This is a genomic window from Streptomyces sp. NPDC051104, from assembly GCF_040682835.1.
GTDB lineage: Bacteria > Actinomycetota > Actinomycetes > Streptomycetales > Streptomycetaceae > Streptomyces > Streptomyces cynarae.
Window position 1 is genome coordinate 242,578 of sequence record NZ_JBFBBS010000008.1, and the last position, 17,705, is coordinate 260,282.

At 70.8% G+C, this 17,705-nt stretch carries 13 protein-coding genes and 2 pseudogenes; 6 read left to right on the forward strand and 9 right to left on the reverse strand.

The features are described from left to right. The first annotated feature begins 217 nt into the window (after positions 1 to 217). Entirely contained in the window at positions 218 to 442 is a 225-nt protein-coding gene (locus tag AB0N14_RS15410) for a hypothetical protein (RefSeq protein WP_366026137.1), read from the forward strand. Positions 443 to 467: 25 nt separating this feature from the next. Here the strand turns inward: AB0N14_RS15410 and AB0N14_RS15415 are convergent, their stop codons facing one another. Both AB0N14_RS15415 and AB0N14_RS15420 read right to left on the reverse strand, forming a co-directional pair. Next, on the reverse strand, positions 468 to 1,223 hold the full coding sequence (locus AB0N14_RS15415) for a 4'-phosphopantetheinyl transferase superfamily protein (RefSeq protein WP_366026138.1): 756 nt from the start codon (positions 1,221 to 1,223) through the stop codon (positions 468 to 470). Beyond that, complete coding sequence (locus AB0N14_RS15420; protein ID WP_366026139.1) at positions 1,168 to 2,076, reverse strand: metallophosphoesterase; 909 nt, start codon at positions 2,074 to 2,076, stop codon at positions 1,168 to 1,170. Before AB0N14_RS15420 ends, AB0N14_RS15415 begins: the two co-directional genes overlap by 56 nt. 331 nt (positions 2,077 to 2,407) lie before the next feature. Here AB0N14_RS15420 and AB0N14_RS15425 point away from each other — a divergent pair, with 331 nt between their 5' ends. The 3 genes from AB0N14_RS15425 (at position 2,408) to AB0N14_RS15435 (ending at position 6,280) form a co-directional block, all read left to right on the forward strand. Further along, positions 2,408 to 3,532 carry an ATP-grasp domain-containing protein gene (locus tag AB0N14_RS15425; protein WP_366026140.1) on the forward strand — a complete coding sequence of 375 codons (1,125 nt, stop codon included), beginning with the start codon at positions 2,408 to 2,410 and terminating at the stop codon, positions 3,530 to 3,532. Then, positions 3,532 to 4,434 carry a zinc-binding dehydrogenase gene (locus AB0N14_RS15430; protein ID WP_366026141.1) on the forward strand — a complete coding sequence of 301 codons (903 nt, stop codon included), beginning with the start codon at positions 3,532 to 3,534 and terminating at the stop codon, positions 4,432 to 4,434. Before AB0N14_RS15425 ends, AB0N14_RS15430 begins: the two co-directional genes overlap by 1 nt. A 160-nt stretch (positions 4,435 to 4,594) precedes the next feature. After that, entirely contained in the window at positions 4,595 to 6,280 is a 1,686-nt protein-coding gene (locus tag AB0N14_RS15435) for a carbohydrate binding domain-containing protein (protein ID WP_366026142.1), read from the forward strand. A gap of 62 nt (positions 6,281 to 6,342) precedes the next feature. Here AB0N14_RS15435 and AB0N14_RS15440 read toward each other — a convergent pair whose 3' ends face one another. The 4 genes from AB0N14_RS15440 to AB0N14_RS15455 are packed head-to-tail and all read right to left on the reverse strand — an operon-like array spanning position 6,343 to position 12,797. Continuing rightward, positions 6,343 to 7,593 carry an alpha-L-fucosidase gene (locus AB0N14_RS15440; protein WP_366026143.1) on the reverse strand — a complete coding sequence of 417 codons (1,251 nt, stop codon included), beginning with the start codon at positions 7,591 to 7,593 and terminating at the stop codon, positions 6,343 to 6,345. Between the two features lie 3 nt (positions 7,594 to 7,596). Then, complete coding sequence (locus AB0N14_RS15445) at positions 7,597 to 10,641, reverse strand: glycoside hydrolase family 38 C-terminal domain-containing protein (protein WP_366026144.1); 3,045 nt, start codon at positions 10,639 to 10,641, stop codon at positions 7,597 to 7,599. Between the two features lie 57 nt (positions 10,642 to 10,698). Continuing rightward, positions 10,699 to 12,036, reverse strand: a complete 1,338-nt coding sequence (locus tag AB0N14_RS15450) for a 6-phospho-beta-glucosidase (protein WP_366026145.1) — start codon at positions 12,034 to 12,036, stop codon at positions 10,699 to 10,701. After that, on the reverse strand, positions 12,033 to 12,797 hold the full coding sequence (locus AB0N14_RS15455) for a DeoR/GlpR family DNA-binding transcription regulator (protein WP_366026146.1): 765 nt from the start codon (positions 12,795 to 12,797) through the stop codon (positions 12,033 to 12,035). The genes AB0N14_RS15450 and AB0N14_RS15455 overlap by 4 nt, the downstream gene beginning before the upstream one ends. Positions 12,798 to 12,925: 128 nt before the next feature. On the opposite strand from AB0N14_RS15455, the pseudogene AB0N14_RS15460 reads away from it, so the two are divergent. After that, positions 12,926 to 13,480 (forward strand): annotated as a pseudogene (locus AB0N14_RS15460) (carbohydrate kinase family protein); the annotation flags it as partial. Continuing rightward, positions 13,480 to 14,697: pseudogene (locus AB0N14_RS15465) on the forward strand (glycoside hydrolase family 2 TIM barrel-domain containing protein); the annotation flags it as partial. The pseudogenes AB0N14_RS15460 and AB0N14_RS15465, both read left to right, overlap by 1 nt. Before the next feature lie 79 nt (positions 14,698 to 14,776). On the opposite strand, the gene AB0N14_RS15470 reads toward AB0N14_RS15465, so the two are convergent. From AB0N14_RS15470 to menE, 3 genes are all read right to left on the reverse strand, one after another. Continuing rightward, positions 14,777 to 15,493, reverse strand: a complete 717-nt coding sequence (locus AB0N14_RS15470; protein WP_366026147.1) for a DUF4232 domain-containing protein — start codon at positions 15,491 to 15,493, stop codon at positions 14,777 to 14,779. A gap of 233 nt (positions 15,494 to 15,726) precedes the next feature. Continuing rightward, positions 15,727 to 16,182, reverse strand: coding sequence for a MaoC family dehydratase (locus AB0N14_RS15475; protein ID WP_366026148.1), 456 nt, complete (start codon positions 16,180 to 16,182; stop codon positions 15,727 to 15,729). Beyond that, a complete protein-coding gene (gene menE, locus AB0N14_RS15480; protein ID WP_366026149.1) occupies positions 16,179 to 17,702 on the reverse strand; it encodes an o-succinylbenzoate--CoA ligase in 1,524 nt (507 codons plus the stop codon). Before menE ends, AB0N14_RS15475 begins: the two co-directional genes overlap by 4 nt. Between the last annotated feature and the right edge of the window lie 3 nt (positions 17,703 to 17,705).

A 17,705-nucleotide genomic window follows, 5' to 3' on the forward strand; every position in this document is an offset into this window, starting at 1 on the left:
GTAGGGGGCGTGTTCCCCGCTGGATTTCGGCCGGGTTTCGCCTCGGCTAAGCGGGCGAACCAGCAGGGAGGCGAACGGGATTGTCAGTGGCGGACGGCAAGCTTGGGAGGTGCGCCCGAGGTGCGCGCGGCGGCCGTCCGCGTACCGCCGGCGCGTGCCGTGCACGAACCGCCGCGCGACGTCCCGTCGCACGGCCGAAACCGGGGAGAGCCGACCGATGCCGACCGCCGTCCTGACCGACCGCCAGCGCGCCGCCGTCCAGGCCTATCTGCGTCTCCTGCACACCGTACGAGCCGCCTTCGACGGGCCGTCGGACGCGCGCCGACCACCCGTGGTCCCGACCGCCGCGCTGGCCGAGGCGGACCGGGCCCTGATGGAGGCGGGGCTCACCGGCACCGAGGAGGAGTTCTTCCGCCTGCTCGGCGACTGGTGCCCCCGATGACCGGGTGGACGACGCGGAGGGCGACTCAGAAGTGGCGCACGGCGACGGCCGTGGCGAGCAGGCCCCCGCGTACGGTCCAGCGACCGTCGAAGGCCTCGACGCGGCGGCCGTCGACCAGCGGGCCCGGCACGAGGAGCCGTGCCCGGAAGCCGCCGGAGGCGTCCGAGGCGGCCCGCGAGTCGGACGGCTCCGAAGCGGCCCGGGAGTCCGACGAATCCGGCGAGTCCGGGGCCCGGAGGGCGGCGCCCGGGTCGATCTCCACGTCGGCCTCGAGGAAGTCGAGCCACTTGCCGGTCAGGGGGAACCACGCCTTGTAGACCGACTCCTTGGCGCTGAACAGCAGCCGGTCCCAGTGGACGGAAGGACGGCTGCGGGCAAGGCCCCGCAGCCGCGTCCGCTCGGTGGGCAGGGCCACCGCGTCCAGTACGCCGTCCGGCAGCCGGTCGTGGGGTTCGGCGTCGATGCCGAGCGAGGCGAGCTCGCCGACCGGGGCCAGTGCGGCGGCACAGTAGCCGTCGCAGTGCGTCATGCTGCCGATCAGCCCGTCCGGCCAGCGCGGTGCACCGCGCTCGCCGGGCAGGACCGGCTGCGGCGGGACTCCGAGCTTCTCCATGGCATGCCGTGCGCAGGCCCGTACGGCGGTGAACTCCCGGCGCCGCTTGTCCACCGCCCGCGCTATGACCGCTTCTTCCTCGGGGTAGAGACTGACGCCCTCGCCGAGCGCGTCACGGCCGTGCGCCTCCACGACCGCGACCGGCCCCGGAAGCAGCTCCTCGATCACCTGCTTGGTCCTCCATCGGCAGAATGCGCCGCAGCTCCCCTGGCGGCTGCGGGCGCGGGCCCCACTCACGGGGGTAGCCCAGGGACACCTCTTCGAAGCGGACGCCCTCGTGGTGGGTGGTCCGTGGGATGTGCAGATGGCCGTAGACGATGCACGCCACCGGGAAGCGGCGGTGCCAGTCGGCGGTCAGGCGGGTACCGCACCACATGGCGAACTCGGGGTAGCGCAGGATGTCCGTCGGGTGCCGGTCCAGCGGGTAGTGGTTCACCAGCACCACGGGGAGATCGCCGGGGATCTCCGTCAGCCTGCGCTCGGTTTCGGCCACCCGGGCCCGGCACCACGCCTCGCGGCTGGGATAGGGGTCGGGGTGCAGCAGGTGCTCGTCCGTGCACACGATCCCGGTGCCGTGCGCGTAGGCGAGCCCCTGCTCCTTGGTCGTGCATCCCTTCGGCAGGAACGAGTAGTCGTAGAGGAGGAACAGCGGGGCGACGACCGCCGGACCGCCCGGGCCCTCCCAGACCGGGTAGGGGTCCTCGGGGGTCGTCACGCCCAACTCCCGGCACACGGCCACCAGGTGCTCGTACCGCTCGACGCCGCGCAGGGTGACGGTGTCCTTCCCGTGGGTCCACAGCTCGTGGTTGCCCGGTGCCCAGACCACCTTGCTGAAGCGGCCGGCGAGCAGTTCCAGGGCCCAGCGGATGTCGGCGACGGTCTCGGCCACGTCACCGGCGACCAGCAGCCAGTCCTCGTCCGACGTGGGCCGCATGCGCTCGACGAGGGCGCGGTTCTCGGCGTACCCGACGTGCAGGTCGCTGATGGCGAGCAGACGTCCACGGCCGTCCGTCGACTCCACTCTCGCCCCTTTCGAGATCCGAATTGGCTCCACAAGACCACACCGGGCCGCGGACGGACAAGAGCGACCCGCGGCAGGTTCCGGGCCAGGCCGAAACAACGTGCACCGGGTGCTCAGCCGTCCCGCAACACGCCCCTCCCCGCCTGATCGAGAGCCGGGGAAAATCCGTAACACGCGCGTAGCAGTGGTGGTGCCCGGAAGGGCCTATGATCGCCCCAGCACATCCGTCGCGGACGCCGCAGAAGCGTACGGCGGTTCGGTGCACCTCCCTCTCCCCTGGCCGGGCACGGCCTGCTTCGCCCTGCCCGCACAACCGTGAAAGGCGGCCTGCATGGTCTCTCGCGTACGCGTCTGGCTCAACCGCACGTACGCGGAGAACGTGTTCTTCATGGACCAGCTGCGGAGAAATCCCAGCGACCGGGCCGTCGAGATCCACGCCACGCACGGTGACCCCGACTCGCCCGTCCTGGCCGCCGCGGACACCGCCGATCTGGAGCCGGACGGCCTTTCCCCGGCCGCGTACGTGGAGTACGCCCTCGACCAGTGCGCACGGCGTGGCATCGATGTCTTCGTGCCCCGCCTGCACCAGTCGGCGATCGTGGCGCACCGCTCCGAGTTCGAGGCGGTGGGTACGGCGCTGCTGGCGCCGCCGCCGGAGGCCGTGGCCGTCTTCGAGGACAAGGTGATCGCCTACGAGGCCGTGCAGGCGATCGGTGTGCCCGTGCCGCCGTGGTTCCGGGTGCGGACGGCGGACGGACTCGTCGCTTCGGTGGAAGAGTTGGAGGCCGGCGGGCATAAGGCGTGCTTCAAGCCGGCGTCCGGTGCGGGCGGGGTGGGCTTCCGGGTCGTCACGCGCGCTCCCTTCTCGCTCGCGCACCTCACCGGGTTTCCCAGCCCCTACGTGCCGCTGGACCTGGTCGTGGAGGCGCTGGAGCAGGCCGACGAGCCGGTCGACTGGCTGGTGATGCCGCGCCTGGAGCAGCCGGAGGTGTCGGTGGACTGCCTCACCGGACCGGACAACCGGGTGCGGCTGGCCATCGGCCGCACCAAGAACGGCCGCCGGCGCGGCTTCACGCAGCACGAGCAGTGGCTGGAGCCGGCGCGGCGGATCGCGGAGGGGTTCGGGCTGCACTACCTGTCCAACATCCAGTTCCGGATGTTCGGCGAGCAGCCCGTGCTCATGGATGTCAACACGCGCCCGGCCGGCGGCTTGCACCAGTTGTCCCTGTGCGGGGTCAACGCGCCTTGGGCGGCTGTGCAGTTGGCGCTCGGGGAGGATCCCGGGGAGATCACGCCGCCGTTCCTGGGGCAGGACTACACGGTGGTGTCGGGGCCTCGGCCGCTGCGACCGGTGTCGCTGCCGCAGCAGCGGGTCGAGCAGGCGGAGCCGTTGCTGCCGACGGTTCCTGCGCCCGTCGAGACAGTCGAAGCAGCGGCGGAGGCACTGCCGCTCTAGTGCCGCGGCAGGCAACGTTTGCCCGGCAGCTGGTCACCACCGAGGCGATCGGCGTCGGCGGTGTCGACGCCGTGATCAGAAGGGGCGCGGTCGCTGCCTACGGTTTCCAGGAGGGCCACATCCCCGGCAGCGAGGTGGCGGGCACGGTGACAGCAGTCGGCGACGGCGTCGACACGTCGTGGATCGGCCGGCGCGTATGGGCGTTCACCGGCCTGGGCGGCGGCTACGTGGAACAGGCGATCGCCCCGGTCGAGGAGATCCTCCCCCTCCCCGCGAACCTTTCCGCTGTCGACGCGGTGACGCTCGGTAGCTCCGGAGTGGTGGCGCACTTCGGCCTTGCCCATGCCCACTTCGCGCCGGGCGAGACGGTGCTGGTGCGCGGCGCGGCCGGCAGCATCGGGATCATGGCGGTCCAGCTCGCGGCTCGTGGTGGTGCCGGAGCGGTAGCGGTCACGACTTCGTCGGCCGAGCGCGGCGACCGCCTGCGCAAGCTCGGCGCGACGCATGTGCTGGACCGCTCCGGTGAGACGGACGAGGACGCTCCTGCGGGCTACGACGTCATCATCGACATCGTCGCCGGTGCGGACATGTCCTCGATCTTCGACAAGCTCAATCCCAACGGCCGCATGGTGGCCGTCGGCGTGGTCGCCGGTCAGCCGCCGGAGGACTTCGCCACGAGCCTGATGGCAGCATTCCGGAAGTCGACATCGTTCGCCACCTTCAGCGCCGACACCGTCGGTGAACCCGATCGGCGTGCCGTGAGGACCGAGCAGTTCGCCGCCGCGAGCCGCGGCGAACTGCAGACGGTGGTGCACGAGCTGCTGCCGATGGAGCAAGCCGTGCTGGCGCACCGGAAGATGGAGGCCGGCGAGGTCTTCGGCAGGATCGTGCTGACTCCGTAGCTCAGCGCAGTGCGCGCGAGACCGGGGTTTCTCCACTCACCGGTATGGACCAATTCCGTCATTCTCCTTGACACGCGGATTGGTCCATACCAACTTGGTTGCGCATCGTTTCGCATGTCCCTGCCACTCCCGAACACCCCACATCCTCCAGGGAGATCGCGTGCGCACCACACTCAGGCGTTCCAGACGCCGGCTCCTCGCTCTGCTCGGTTCCGCCGCTCTGGCGGTCGGTGGAGCCATCGCCCTGCCGGGCACGGCCCAGGCGGCCAACATTCTGACCAACCCCGGCTTCGAATCCGGCTCCCTCTCCCCCTGGTCCTGCACCGGGAACCTCGGCTCGGTCGTCTCCTCGCCCGTGCACGGGGGGTCCAAGGCCCTTCAGGGTGCGGTGACTTCGAGTGACAACGCCCAGTGCAGCCAGACCGTGGCGGTGCAGCCGAACACGACGTACACGCTTCAAGGTTGGGTGCGGGGCAGCTACGTCTACCTCGGCGTCGACGGCGGCGCCTCCACCTGGACGACGTCCCCGTCGGCCTACAGCCAGCTGTCGGTGTCCTTCACCACGGGCGCCTCGCAGACCAGTGCCACGATCTACGTCCACGGCTGGTACGCCCAGGGCTCCTACTACGCCGACGACATCAGTCTCGACGGCCCCGGCGGAGGCGGTGGTTCGGACACGCAGGCGCCGACCGCCCCCGGTGGACTGACCTCCACGGGCAAGACGTCGTCGAGCGTGTCGCTGAAGTGGAACCCCTCGACGGACAACGTCGGTGTGACGGCGTACGACATCTACAGCGGCTCGAGTCAGGTGCTCAGCGTCTCCGGTACGACCGCCACGGTCGGCGGGCTGTCGCCCAGCACCTCCTACACCTTCACCGTGAAGGCGCGGGACGCGGCCGGGAACACCTCCGCGGCCTCCAACTCCGTGACCGTCACGACGGACGCGGGCACCGGTGGCGGCACCGGCTTCAAGCAGGCCGCGCCCTACCTGTACGAGGGCTGGGGCGACCCGCCGAGCCCGACGACGGTGATGAGCGCGACGGGCATCAAGTGGTTCACGATGGCGTTCATGCTGGACTCGGGTGGCTGCAACCCCGCCTGGGACGGCAGCAGGCCGCTGACCGGCGGTGTCGACCAGACCGCCATCAACGCCATCCGCTCCGCCGGCGGTGACATCGTCCCCTCGTTCGGCGGCTGGCAGGGCAGCAAGCTCGGCGCCAACTGCTCCTCGGCGAGCGCGCTCGCCGGGGCCCTGCAGAAGGTGATCGACGCCTACGGCCTGAAGGCGATCGACATGGACATCGAGAACTCGGACGAGTTCGAGAACGAGGCCGTCCAGGCGAAGATCCTCACCGCCCTGAAGACGGTCAAGGCCAACAACCCCGGCCTGAAGACCATCGTCACCTTCGGCACGTCCACCACCGGCCCGACGTACTACGGCAACCGCCTCATAGAGCAGGCGCAGTCGCTCGGCGCAAACATCGACGTCTTCACCATCATGCCCTTCGACTTCGGCGGCGGCTCCGACATGTACGGGAACACCGTGAACGCGGCCGAGGGCCTGAAGGCCAAGCTGAAGTCGACCTTCGGCTGGGACGACGCCACCGCGTACTCCCACATAGGCATCTCCGGCATGAACGGCCTATCCGACCAGCAGGAGAACACCACCCCGGCGATCTGGACCCAGATCAAAGACTGGGCGAACTCGCACCACATCGCCCGCCTCGCCTTCTGGTCGGTCAACCGCGACCGGCCGTGCCCGGGCGGGGGCGTGGTGAGCAACTGCTCCGGCATCAGCCAGAACAACTGGCAGTTCACCTCGATCACGGCCGGCTTCACCGGCTGAGCGAGGAAGCCAGGAACGGAAAAAAAGGGGGGTGCCCGCTGCGTCGGGCACCCCCCTGACCGTCAGAAGCGGCCCGAGCCCCGGTACAGCTCCAGCTCGCCGTCCAACTCGACCGCGAGGACGGTGGCGTACGGGTCCAGATCGGCCTCGGACGGCGGGTCGATCCACAGCACGCCGACCGCCTCGTGCAGTCCGCCGACGACCCGGTGGCCGAGTTCGGTGCCGGTGCCGAGCACGGTGACCTTGCGGACCGGTGTGGCGAGGCCCCGGACGCCTGTCTCGGCGCGCGGGATGTCGAACAGGGTCAGGTAAAGGGTGCGGCGGTCGGCGGAGAGTGTGCTGGGGCCGTAGTGGTGTCCGGCCGGGAGGCCGCGCACCGTTCCGTACACCGCCTCCGCATGCCTGCGGATCCACTCCCCCAGGCCTTCCAGACGCTCCACCTGGGGCTGCGGGATGGTGCCGTCCTCCATCGGGCCGACGTCCAGGAGCAGGTTGCCGCCTCCGCCCATGGTCTCGGTGAAGTAGCGGATCAGCTGGGACAGCGACTTGTGGTTGTGGTCGTGGTGCTGGTAGCCCCAGGAGTCGTTGATCGTCAGGCACAGCTCCCAGGGGCCCTCCGGGGGAACGATGGGGGCGCCCTGCTCCGGGGTGGCGTAGTCGCCCTCGCTGAGCATCCGGGCGTTGAAGACGACGTGGGGCACGTAACTGCGGATGAGCGCGGCGAGTTCGGGAATCCGCCACTGCTCCTCGCTGCGGTCCCATTCGCCGTCGAACCACATCAGGTCGGGACGGTAGCGGGAGGCCAACTCCTTGATCTGGCCGTCCCGGTAGGCGATGAACCGCTCCCAGGCCTGAAGGTCCTCGTCCTCGGCCGCCACCTCGGAGTAGCGGTTGTCCTCCAGCTCCGGCGGGCGGCCCGGCTTGCGCGTGGAGGCGTAGTCGGGGTGATTCCAGTCGGAGTGGGAGTAGTACAGGCCGACCTTGAGGCCCTTCTCGCGCAGGGCCTCGGCGTACGGGCCGATGTAGTCCTTGCCGAGGTTGAGGTCGCCGTACCGCGTGTCCCACAGGGCCACTCCGTCATGGTGACGGCTCGTCAGCACGGCGTACTTGGCGCCGGCGCGGGCGAACAGGTCGGCCCACGCCTTCGGATCGTAGTCGGCGCCGGTGAAACGCTCCAGCTGGGACATGTACTGGTCGTGCGGCACGATGTCGTCGTAGAACGACCAGGACTCCTGGACGCCGTCGACGGCGTATATGCCCCAGTGTACGAAGATCCCCAACTTGGCGTCGGCGAACCAGGGTTGCATGGCCACGGGTCAGCCCCTCCGCAGACGGAGCGTCAGGATCTGGAAGGGCCGCAGGTCGACGGGGACACCGCCGTCGACGATCTCCGCGTCCTCCAGCGGGCGCTCCAGCAGGTCGGTCACCCGGGCGCCGGCGAGCGGGAAGCCCGTGCGGAGCACGCCCTCGACGCGGCCGCCCCGGGACTCGTAGAGCCGTACGACGACGTCACCGGACTCGTCGTCGGCGAGCTTCACCGCCTCCACGGTCACGCCCCCGCCGTCGACGGAGACAATCGGCTCCGGCGCGCCCGCCGCCTCGGCCACCCGGAGGGGGAGGTTGAGGGCGTAGCCCTCGGCGACCGCGTCATCGATGGTCGCGCCCGGGAGGAGGGAGTACGTGAAGCGATGGCGGCCCTGGTCGGCACCCGGGTCCGGGACGCGCGGGGCGCGGACCAGGCTGAGGCGGACCGTGGTGGTCGTACCTCCGTCCTCGCGGACCGTGCGGGAGACGTCGTGGCCGTAGGTAGAGTCGTTGATGACCGCGACGCCGTAGCCGGGCTCGGCGATGTGCACCCAGCGATGGCCGGAGACCTCGAAACGGGCCGCCTCCCAGCTGGTGTTGGTGTGGGTGGGCCGCTGGATGTGCCCGAACTGGATCTCCGCGGAGGAGTGCGGGGCGCGGATGTCGACCGGGAAGCCCGCCTTGAGGAACTTCTCCGCCTCGTGCCAGTCGATGTCCGTCTCGAAGTCGATACGGGGACTGCCGGCGCGAAGCGTGATCGTCTGCGTGATCTTCGAGCCCTTGCCGAAGCTCCGCTCCACGCGGATCGCGCCGAGCAGCGGGTCCTCCTCGACGACCGTCACGGAGTCGGCGTCCAGCAGATCCGTGTAGCGGTTCCTGTAGTGCTTGTCGACGTCCCAGGCGTCCCAGTAGTTCGGGAGGTCGGTGTGCAGGCGGAGCAGATTGCCCTTGTCGGCGAGGACCTCACGGCCACCGGCCCGCAGGTCGCGTACGGAGGCGAGCGTGCCGTCCGCCGCCACCTCGACGCGCACGAGGCCGTTGTCGAGCACACGGCCGCTCACCGTGACCGGCTGCGGCGGGTCGGCTACCGCGACGGGCGCGCTGCCGTTCGCCGGTACCTCGGCGTAGGCCGGGACGCCCGTGGCCGCGCGGACGACCTCGGCGCGGTCGAAGGGGCTGGTGTTGAAGACACGGGTGTCGCCGGCGCCCAGCGCGGCCACCGCCTCCGCCGTCAGCTGCTCCAGCTCCTGGGCGACGCGGGCGTACTCGGCCTCGGCCTCGCGATGCACCCAGGCGATCGACGAGCCCGGCAGGATGTCGTGGAACTGGTGCAGCAGGACCGTCTTCCACAGCCGGTCGAGCTTCGCGTACGGGTACGCGTAGCCCGGCGCGTGCAGCGCGGCCGTCGTCGCCCACAGCTCTGCCTCGCGCAGCCGGTGTTCGCTGCGCCGGTTGCCCTGCTTGGTGCGGGCCTGGGAGGTGTAGGTGGCCCGGTGCAGCTCCAGGTACAGCTCGCCCACCCACACCGGGGCGTCCGGGTACTCCTCGCGGGCCTTGGCGAAGAACGCGTCGGGGTGTTCGACCTCGACCCTGGCGGAGCCCTCCAGGTTCTTCAGCCGCCGCGCCCGTTCCATGATCTCGCGGGTGGGGCCGCCACCGCCGTCGCCCCAGCCGAAGGGGGCCAGCGAGCGCGTCGCGCCGCCCTTCTCCTGGTAGTTGCGCACCGCCCGGGCCATCTCCTCGCCGCTGAAGCGGGCGTTGTAGGTGTCGACCGGCGGGAAGTGGGTGAAGATGCGGGTGCCGTCGATGCCCTCCCACCAGAAGGTGTGGTGGGGGAACTTGTTGGTCTGGTTCCAGGAGATCTTCTGGGTGAGGAACCACTCGTTGCCGGCCAGCCTGGCGAGCTGCGGGTAGGCCGCGGTGTAGCCGAAGGAGTCCGGCAGCCACACGCCCTTGGTCTCGATGCCGAAGTGCTCGATGAAGAACCGCTTGCCGTGGACGAGCTGGCGGGCCAGGGCCTCGCCGCCGGGCAGGTTGCCGTCGGCCTCCACCCACATGCCGCCGACCGGCGCCCACTGGCCCTTCTTCACCGACTCCTGGATACGGGCCCACACGTGCGGGTAGTTGTCGCGCACCCACTCGTACTGCTGGGCCTGGGAGCAGGCGAAGACGAACTCCTCGTACTCGTCGGCCAGGGACGTGACGTTCGAGAAGGTGCGGGAGGTCTTGCGCTTGGTCTCGCGGATCGGCCACAGCCAGGCCGAGTCGATGTGGGCGTGGCCGACCCCGGAGACGATGTGCGCGCTGGCGTGCGCCGGCTTGGCGAGGACCGGCTTCAGCGCCTCGCGCACGGAGGCGGCCGAGCCGGAGATGTCGTCGAGGTCGAGCAGGTCCATCGCCCGGTCGAGGGCGTGCATGATCTCGTGCCGGCGCGGGTCGTGCTCGCCGAGCTCCAGCATCAGCTCGCGCAGCACCTGGATGTCGAGGTCGAGGTGCCAGACGTCCTCGTCGAGGATCGCGATGTCGGCGCGCTGGAAGGTGTAGAGCGGCTTGTCCCCGGCTGTGAGCACGTCGCCGAGCGGGGTGGGGGCCGCGAAGTCGTTCGCGAGGATGTCCGGGTTGGAGGCGGCCTCGACGAGGTAGTGGATCTCCTCACCGCCGACGGCCGGGTGGGCGATCGGGACGTACTGGTTGAGCGGGTTGACGGCCTTCAGCGGCCGGCCGTCGGTCAGGTGCACCAGGGCCTCGGCCTGGTTGCCGGGCCAGTCGCCCACGAAGCCGAGGTCGATGACGGCCTCGACGCGCCGGCCGGCCCACTCCGAGGGCACCTGCCCGCGCATGCGGAACCAGGTGGTGCCCCACGGCGGGCCCCACGGGGTGCCCATCGCGAAGGGCGCGTACGACGCGGCAGCGGCCTCGGCGAACGGGACCGGCTCCCCCGGGGCCTGCCAGGCCTCCACCTCGAGGGGAACCGTGGCGGCGTGGATCGCGGTCTTGATGCGCTGGTCGTGGAGGCGCTGGACGCGCTCCTCGATCCGGCGGCGTTCGTCGTGCATTCGGGGTCTCCAGAGAGAGCGGGAAGCGAGAGGGAGAAAGCGCTTACTGAGAGGTGTTCACCTAAGGTACGCCAGCCCAGGGTGGACCGCCGTGTAGCCCTCGACCAGCCTGCGGGCCACGTTCACGGAGTCGACCAGCGGATGCAGGGCGAACGCCTTCACGGCCGTCGCGCGGTCGCCGGAATCGGCGGCGGCGAGCACCTCGCGCTCCACCGCCTTGACCGCGCAGACCAGTCCGGTGGCGTGGCCCGGCAGCGGGTCGACCGCGACCGGGTGCGCACCGTTCGCGTCGACCAGGCACGGAACCTCGATCACGGCCTCGGTGTCGAGGACGGACAGGGTGCAGCGGTTGCGGACGTTGAGGATCAGGGTCGTGCGCTCGTCCCGCGCGATGGCCCGCATCAGGGCGAGGGCGACCTTCTCGTAGCCGCCGGACAGGTCGTCGGCCTCGCGCTCGCCGGCGCCCGCGGTCTCGCGGTTCTCGGCCATGTAGGTCGCCTCCCGCTCGGCGCGGGTGCGTTCCCATGCCTGAAGGGCGGAGGCGTCCGGCCGCGTGACCTGTTCGTAGAAGTGCGCCTGCTGGTCGCGCAGGAAGGCGCCGCGGGTCTTCTCGGCGTGCTGGTAGGCGCGGACGGTCTCACGGTTGAAGTAGTAGTAGTGCAGATACTCGTTGGGGATCGCGCCCAGCGACTGCAGCCACTCCGTCCCGAAGAGCTTGCCCTCCTCGAAGGAGCCGAGCAGGTCGGGGTCGGCGAGCAGGCGCGGGAGCTCGTCGCGGCCGGCGATCCGCAGGCCGCGGACCCAGCCGAGGTGGTTGAGGCCGACGTAGTCGATCCACGCCTCCCTCGGGTTCGCGCCGAGCACCCGGGCGATACGGCGGCCGAGGCCGACCGGTGAGTCGCAGATGCCGATGACGCGGTCGCCGAGGTGGCGGGACATGGCCTCCGTGACGAGGCCCGCCGGGTTGGTGAAGTTGATGACCCAGGCGTCGGGGGCGAGCCGGGCCACCCGCCGGGCGATGTCGACGGCGACGGGGACCGTGCGCAGCCCGTAGGCGATGCCCCCGGCGCCGACCGTCTCCTGGCCGAGGACGCCCTCCGCGAGGGCCACGCGCTCGTCGTTCGCCCTGCCCTCGAGGCCGCCGACGCGGATCGCGGAGAAGACGAAGTCGGCGCCGCGCAGGGCCTCGTCGAGATCGGTCGTGGCGGTCACCTCGGGCGCGCCGGGCACCCCCGCGGCCTGCTCGGCCAGGACCCGGGTCACGGCCGAGAGCCGGCCCGCGTCCAGGTCGTGCAGCACGACCCGGGTGACGCGGCCCTCGGCGCGGTCCGTCAGGAGCGCCCCGTACACGAGCGGGACGCGGAAGCCGCCACCGCCCAGAATAGTCAGCTTCACGCTTGCACCTTTCCTGCCACGATCACCTCGACGCCCGCCTCGTCCAGCGAGGAGCGGGTCACCGCGTTCAGCGGCGCGTCCGACACCACCACATCCAGGTCCTCGGGACCGCAGACCTTCGCCATACCCGTGCCCGGGAACTTGGCCGAGTCGGCGAGCAGCACGACCTTGTCGCTCGCCTTGATCATGGCTCGCTTGACCGGTACCTCGACGACCGTCGTGTCCATCACCTGCCCGCCGGGCCGGACCCCGCTGGTGCCGAGGAAGAGCCAGTCCGCGTGGAGCTGGCGCAGGTTGTCCTCGGTGAGGAAGCCGACCAGCGAGCGGTACTCTCGGCGGACCATGCCGCCGAGCAGCACCAGCTCGATGCCCTCGTCGTCGGCGAGCTCCTCGTAGACGACGAGGTTGCTGGTGATCACGGTGAGCCGGCGGCCGTGCAGCTGGCGGGCCAGGCGGTAGGCGGTGGTCCCGATGTCGAGCAGCACCGACTGTCCGTCCGTGATCATCTCGGCGGCGTGCGCGGCTATCGCGTCCTTCTCGGACACGCGCACCTCAGCGACCTCGGCGAAGGGCTGGTCGCCCTCCTCGACGACCGCGCCGCCGTGCACCCGCGTGAGCAGGCCGTCCTCCTCCAGCTTGACGAGGTCGCGCCGGATGGTCGCCGGGCTCACACCGAGCTGCTCGGAGAGATCGGTCACCGACGCAGGCCCGCCGGAGCGCAGGACCCGCAGGATGAGTTGGTGTCGTCGTTCTGCCAGCACGCCGCGAACACTACTCGTCATCTTCAATCATTTCTATGCTCACTTCTGCTTGAGTATTGACCAATCTCGTCGATGAGCGCACGATTCCGTGCACCGAGTTTGAGCAGTTCTGACGAGAGGACCCACGCGTGGACGACGACCGGCCCGAGGTGCTGTTGACCGGGCTGCTCTTCTACGACCTCGTCCTCACGGGCCTGGGCAAAGCACCGACGCCCGGCGAGGAGATCTGGACGGCGGGCATGGGCTGCGGCCCGGGCGGCATCGCGAACCTCGCGGTGGCCGCCGCCCGCTTCGGCCTGAAAACCTCCCTGGCCACGGTCTTCGGCGACGACTTCTGCGGCGCGTACTGCCGGGACGTCATCGGCGACCAGGAACACATCGACCTCTCGCTCTCCCGCACCGCGAACGGCTGGCCCACCCCCGTCACCGTCTCGCTCGCGCTCCCCCAAGCTCTCGGCTCCTCCCCCACTCTCGGCTTCGCTCGAGCGGGGGGACCCCCACGAGCAGGGGGGACCCCCATCGCCGACCGGGCCCTGGTCACGCACGGCCAGGAGCCCCCGTACTCGCAGGACATGCTGATGGGTGAGGTGCCCGAGGCGCGCACCGCCCTGGTGCACCTCGAGGCCGAGCCCCGCGCCTGGCTCGCCAAGGCCGCCGCGAACGGCACCCAGATCTACGCCGACTGCTGTACGCCACCGACCCCCTGCACCTCGCCGACGTGACCGTGCGGGCGCGGCAGGACGGCGAGCTGCGCATCGACTGCCGGGTGCGCGACGCGCGCGGGGCACTGCCGGAAGGGTGGTACGTCAGCGGCGAGCTGGAGGGCCGCCTCCTCACGCAGGACACGGAGTTCGACCGCGTCAACGCCGAGGACGACCGCGTCTCCGACTTCCTCGGCGAGGCCCGCCTCCACACCACCGTCCCCGACGTGCGCACCTGGAACGCCGAGGCGCCGGAGCTGTACGACCTCACGGTCCGCCTGCACCGCGCCGATGGAACGGTCGCCGACACCTCGCGGCACCGCGTCGGCTTCCGCGACGTCGAGATCGTCGGCCGGGACCTGCTGGTCAACGGCGAGCGCGTGTTCATCCGGGGCGTGAACCGGCACGACTTCCATCCGCTGACCGGCCGCACGGTGTCGTACGGCGACATGCGCGCGGACCTGGTGCTGCTGAAGCGGTTCGGCTTCAACGCGATCCGCACCTCCCACTACCCGAACGACCCCACCCTGTACGACCTCGCCGACGAGCTCGGCTTCTACGTCGTCGACGAGGCCGACATCGAGTCCCACGACCACGCCCACGAGATCGCCGACGACCCGCGCTGTCTGAACGCCTTCGTGGACCGGGTCTCGCGGATGGTGCTGCGCGACAAGAACCACCCGTCGATCATCATCTGGTCGCTGGGCAACGAGTCCGACTACGGCGCGAACCACGACGCGGCGGCCGGCTGGGTGCGGCGGCACGATCCGACGCGGCCGATCCAGTACGAGAGCGCCGCCAAACTCGACTGGGCGGCGACCGACGACGCCTCCGACATCGCCTGCCCCATGTACGCACCGCTCGAGGACTGCGTGGCCCACGCCCTGTCGGGCCGGCAGACCCGGCCCCTGATCCAGTGCGAGTACTCGCACGCCATGGGCAACAGCAACGGCACGCTGGCGGACCATTGGGCGGCCATCGAGTCCACGCCGGGTCTTCAGGGCGGGTTCATCTGGGAGTTCTGGGACCACGGAATTCTGCAACGCGTGAGCGACGGCAGACCCACCGGGCGCGCGGGCGCCGGGCTGTACGACAACGGTGTCGCCGCGCCCGGCCATCGCTGGGCGTACGGCGGCGACTTCGGCGAGACCGTCCACGACGGCGCGTTCATCGCGGACGGTGTCGTCTTCCCGGACCGCGTCCCCCCTGCTCGAGCGAAGCCGAGAGCTTGGGGGAGTGCCGGGCGTCGCGACGGGGCGAACGTTGCCTGTTGCGGCACTAGCGGGTGAGGGGGCCGACGATCACGGTGTGGTCGTCGGGACCGTCGCCCTTGGCGGGCAGGTTCACCCTGAGCTGCAGGACGTGCGGGTGGATCTCGCGCGGCAGGGTGATCACCGCGCGGGTGAAGGTCACTCCGCTGCCGCCGCCGTAGTTCTGCGGCACGACCAGCAGGAAGGTCGCGCTCCGGCCCGGGGTGAGGACGACGGTGTGCGGGGCCTCGACGCTCCGCCGGGCACGGACGTGTCCGTCCTTGCCGACCAGGTCCACGCCCGGGAAGCCGTGCAGGGTGCACGGGGCGGGGCCGGAGTTGGTCAGTCTCACGGGAATGTTCGAGTACGGGCCCTTGCCGTACGCGTCACCCTTGGCGAAGGTCAGATGGGCGGTCCTGCACCGGGCGGCGGGCCTCGTGGAGGTCCGCGGTCCCGCGGACGCCGTGGCCGAACCGGACCCCGTGGCCGAACCGGACCCCGTGGCCGAGCCGGACGCGCTGCTCGTGCCGCCGGTCGCCGTGCCGGAGGTGGCCGTCGCCGAGGTGCCGCCGCCTGCCGGACCGCTGCCGGAGCCCTGAGTGGCGCCTGACGTGGACGCCGTGGCGGACGGAGCGGAGCTCACCCCGCTGTGCTTGCCGTCGTCGCCGTTGCAGGCGGTGAGCGCGAGTCCCGCCGCGAGCACCACGGCGGCGGCCGGAACCTTGCGGAACTGCTGGACGCGCATGGGCTTCCCCCTGGTCTGGACGCGGGACCCGCCACGCGGGCCCTGCATGCCAGTTAGACGGGGGAAGGGGAGGCGAGGTTGCGGCGGGCGCGGGGAGGACTCCCGTGCGCATTGTCACCCGCCGCCGGAGGAACCCGGGCAGGGCTTCGGGCGTGCGTCCCGCGACCCTGCCCCGGGCCGCCCGACCGAACGCGCCTGCCTCAGAACCCGTGCCTGAGGCAGAACGCCCTGCCTCAGGCGTAGAACCGCGACAGGCTCTGCAGGACGGCCGCGGGCTTCCCGCCGCCGTCGATCTCTATCGTGCCGTCGACGGCGATCTGCACCCCGCCCGGCACGTCATCCACCGAGGCCAGCTTCGCGACCAGCCGGATGCGGGAGCCGACCTTCACCGGTGCCGGGAAACGCACCTTGTTCAGGCCGTAGTTGACCTTCGTCGACACGCCCTCGACCTCCAGCAGCTCGGTGAAGAGCGGGATGAAGAGGGACAGGGTCAGATAGCCGTGTGCGATGGGCGCGCCGAACGGGCCGTCCTTCGCCTTCTCCGGGTCGACGTGGATCCACTGGTGGTCGCCCGTGGCGTCGGCGAAGGTGTTGATCCGCTCCTGGGTGACCTCGATCCACTCGCTGGTGCCGAGGTCGCTGCCGGCCAGCTTCTTGAGTTCGTCGAGGCCGTTGACGGTGATGCTCATCTGTGGTCCTTTGCCTGGGAGTCGGTGCCGTACCGGGAGCGGACCCGGGACTTCAGGAGCTTTCCGGAGGCGGTGCGCGGGAGGGCGTCCGCGACCACCACCGACTTGGGGATCTTGTACTTGGCCAGCCGCCCGGAGAGCGAGGTGATCACCTGGTCCGGGTCGAGCGTGGCGCCCTCGCGGGGGACGACGACCGCGCGCGGCACCTCGCCCCACTTCTCGTCGGGCACGCCGATGACGGCGCATTCGACTATGTCGGGGTGCGCGAGGAGCTGGTCCTCGATCTCGGCGGGGTAGATGTTCTCGCCCCCCGAGATGATCATGTCCTTGATGCGGTCGACGATGTAGACGTACCCGTCCTCGTCCACGCGGGCCGCGTCCCCGCTGCGGAACCAGCCGTCGGCGAACACGGCCGCGGTCTCCTCGGGCAGCCCCCAGTAGCCGGGCATGACGTGCGGGCCGCGCACCACGACCTCGCCGGTCTCGCCGACGTCGACCGGGGCGAGGTCGGGCCGCACCACCCGTACGTCGCTGAAGAAGTGCGGCACACCCGCCGAACCCGCCTTGCCGACCGCGTGCTCGGCGTCCAGGAAGAGCGTGCCGGGCGCGGCCTCCGTCATGCCGTACCCCTGGAGGAAGGTGAGGCCGCGCTCCTGGTACTTCGCGATCAGCGGGGTCGGCACCGGGGAGCCGCCGCAGGTGAGGATGCGCAGGCTGGACAGGTCGGCCCCGTCCCAGCGCGGATGCCGGGCCACCTGGTCGAACATGGTCGGCACCCCGAACATGAAGGTGATCCGGTGGCGTTCGATCAGGTCGAAGGTGGCCTCCGGGTCGAAGGACTCGACCAGGACGCAGGTGCCGCCCTTGAGCAGGACGGGCAGGGTGAGCATGTTCAGCCCGGCCGTGTGGAACAACGGGGCGGAGACCAGGGCGCGTTCGTCGGCGATCAGATCGTGGTCGACGAGAACGTTGAACGCGTTCCAGACCAGGTTGCCGTGCGTGAGCATGGCGCCCTTGGGCCGGCCCGTGGTCCCCGAGGTGTACATGATGATGCAGGTGTCGTCGAGGGCGACGGGCTGGTCGATCGGTTCGTCGCTCGCGACGGCCAGCAACTCCTCGTACTCGGCGCCCACTTCGACGTACGCGCGGACATCGGTGCTGCCCGGCAGCCCGGCCACCGGCGCGGCCAGCGAGGGTGCGTAGACCAGGGCCTTGGCGCCCGAATCGGCGAGCTGGTAGGCGATCTCGGGGCCGGCGAGGCGGATGTTGAGCGGGACGAAGACCGCGCCGAGGGCGCCCGCTGCGAACAGTGTCTCCAGGTAGGCGGGGTGGTTGGGGCCGAGATAGGCGATCCGGTCGCCGCGGCGGACACCACGGGCACGCAGGGCGTGCGCGAGACGGGTGGTGCGTTCGTAGAGCTCCGCGTAGGTGACGCTCCGGTCGCCGTGGATCAGGGCGGTGCGGTGCGGGGTCTTGCGGGCCCGGCGTGCGGGCCACGACCCCAGTCCCTCGTTGCGCATCTC

Coding starts and splice junctions, on each gene's coding strand:
- AB0N14_RS15410 (WP_366026137.1), top strand. CDS start 218: ATGCCGACCGCCGTCCTGACCGACCGCCAGCGCGCCGCCGTCCAGGCC.
- AB0N14_RS15475 (WP_366026148.1), bottom strand. CDS start 16,182: ATGAGCATCACCGTCAACGGCCTCGACGAACTCAAGAAGCTGGCCGGC.
- menE (WP_366026149.1), bottom strand. CDS start 17,702: ATGCGCAACGAGGGACTGGGGTCGTGGCCCGCACGCCGGGCCCGCAAG.
- AB0N14_RS15445 (WP_366026144.1), bottom strand. CDS start 10,641: ATGCACGACGAACGCCGCCGGATCGAGGAGCGCGTCCAGCGCCTCCAC.
- AB0N14_RS15470 (WP_366026147.1), bottom strand. CDS start 15,493: ATGCGCGTCCAGCAGTTCCGCAAGGTTCCGGCCGCCGCCGTGGTGCTC.
- AB0N14_RS15425 (WP_366026140.1), top strand. CDS start 2,408: ATGGTCTCTCGCGTACGCGTCTGGCTCAACCGCACGTACGCGGAGAAC.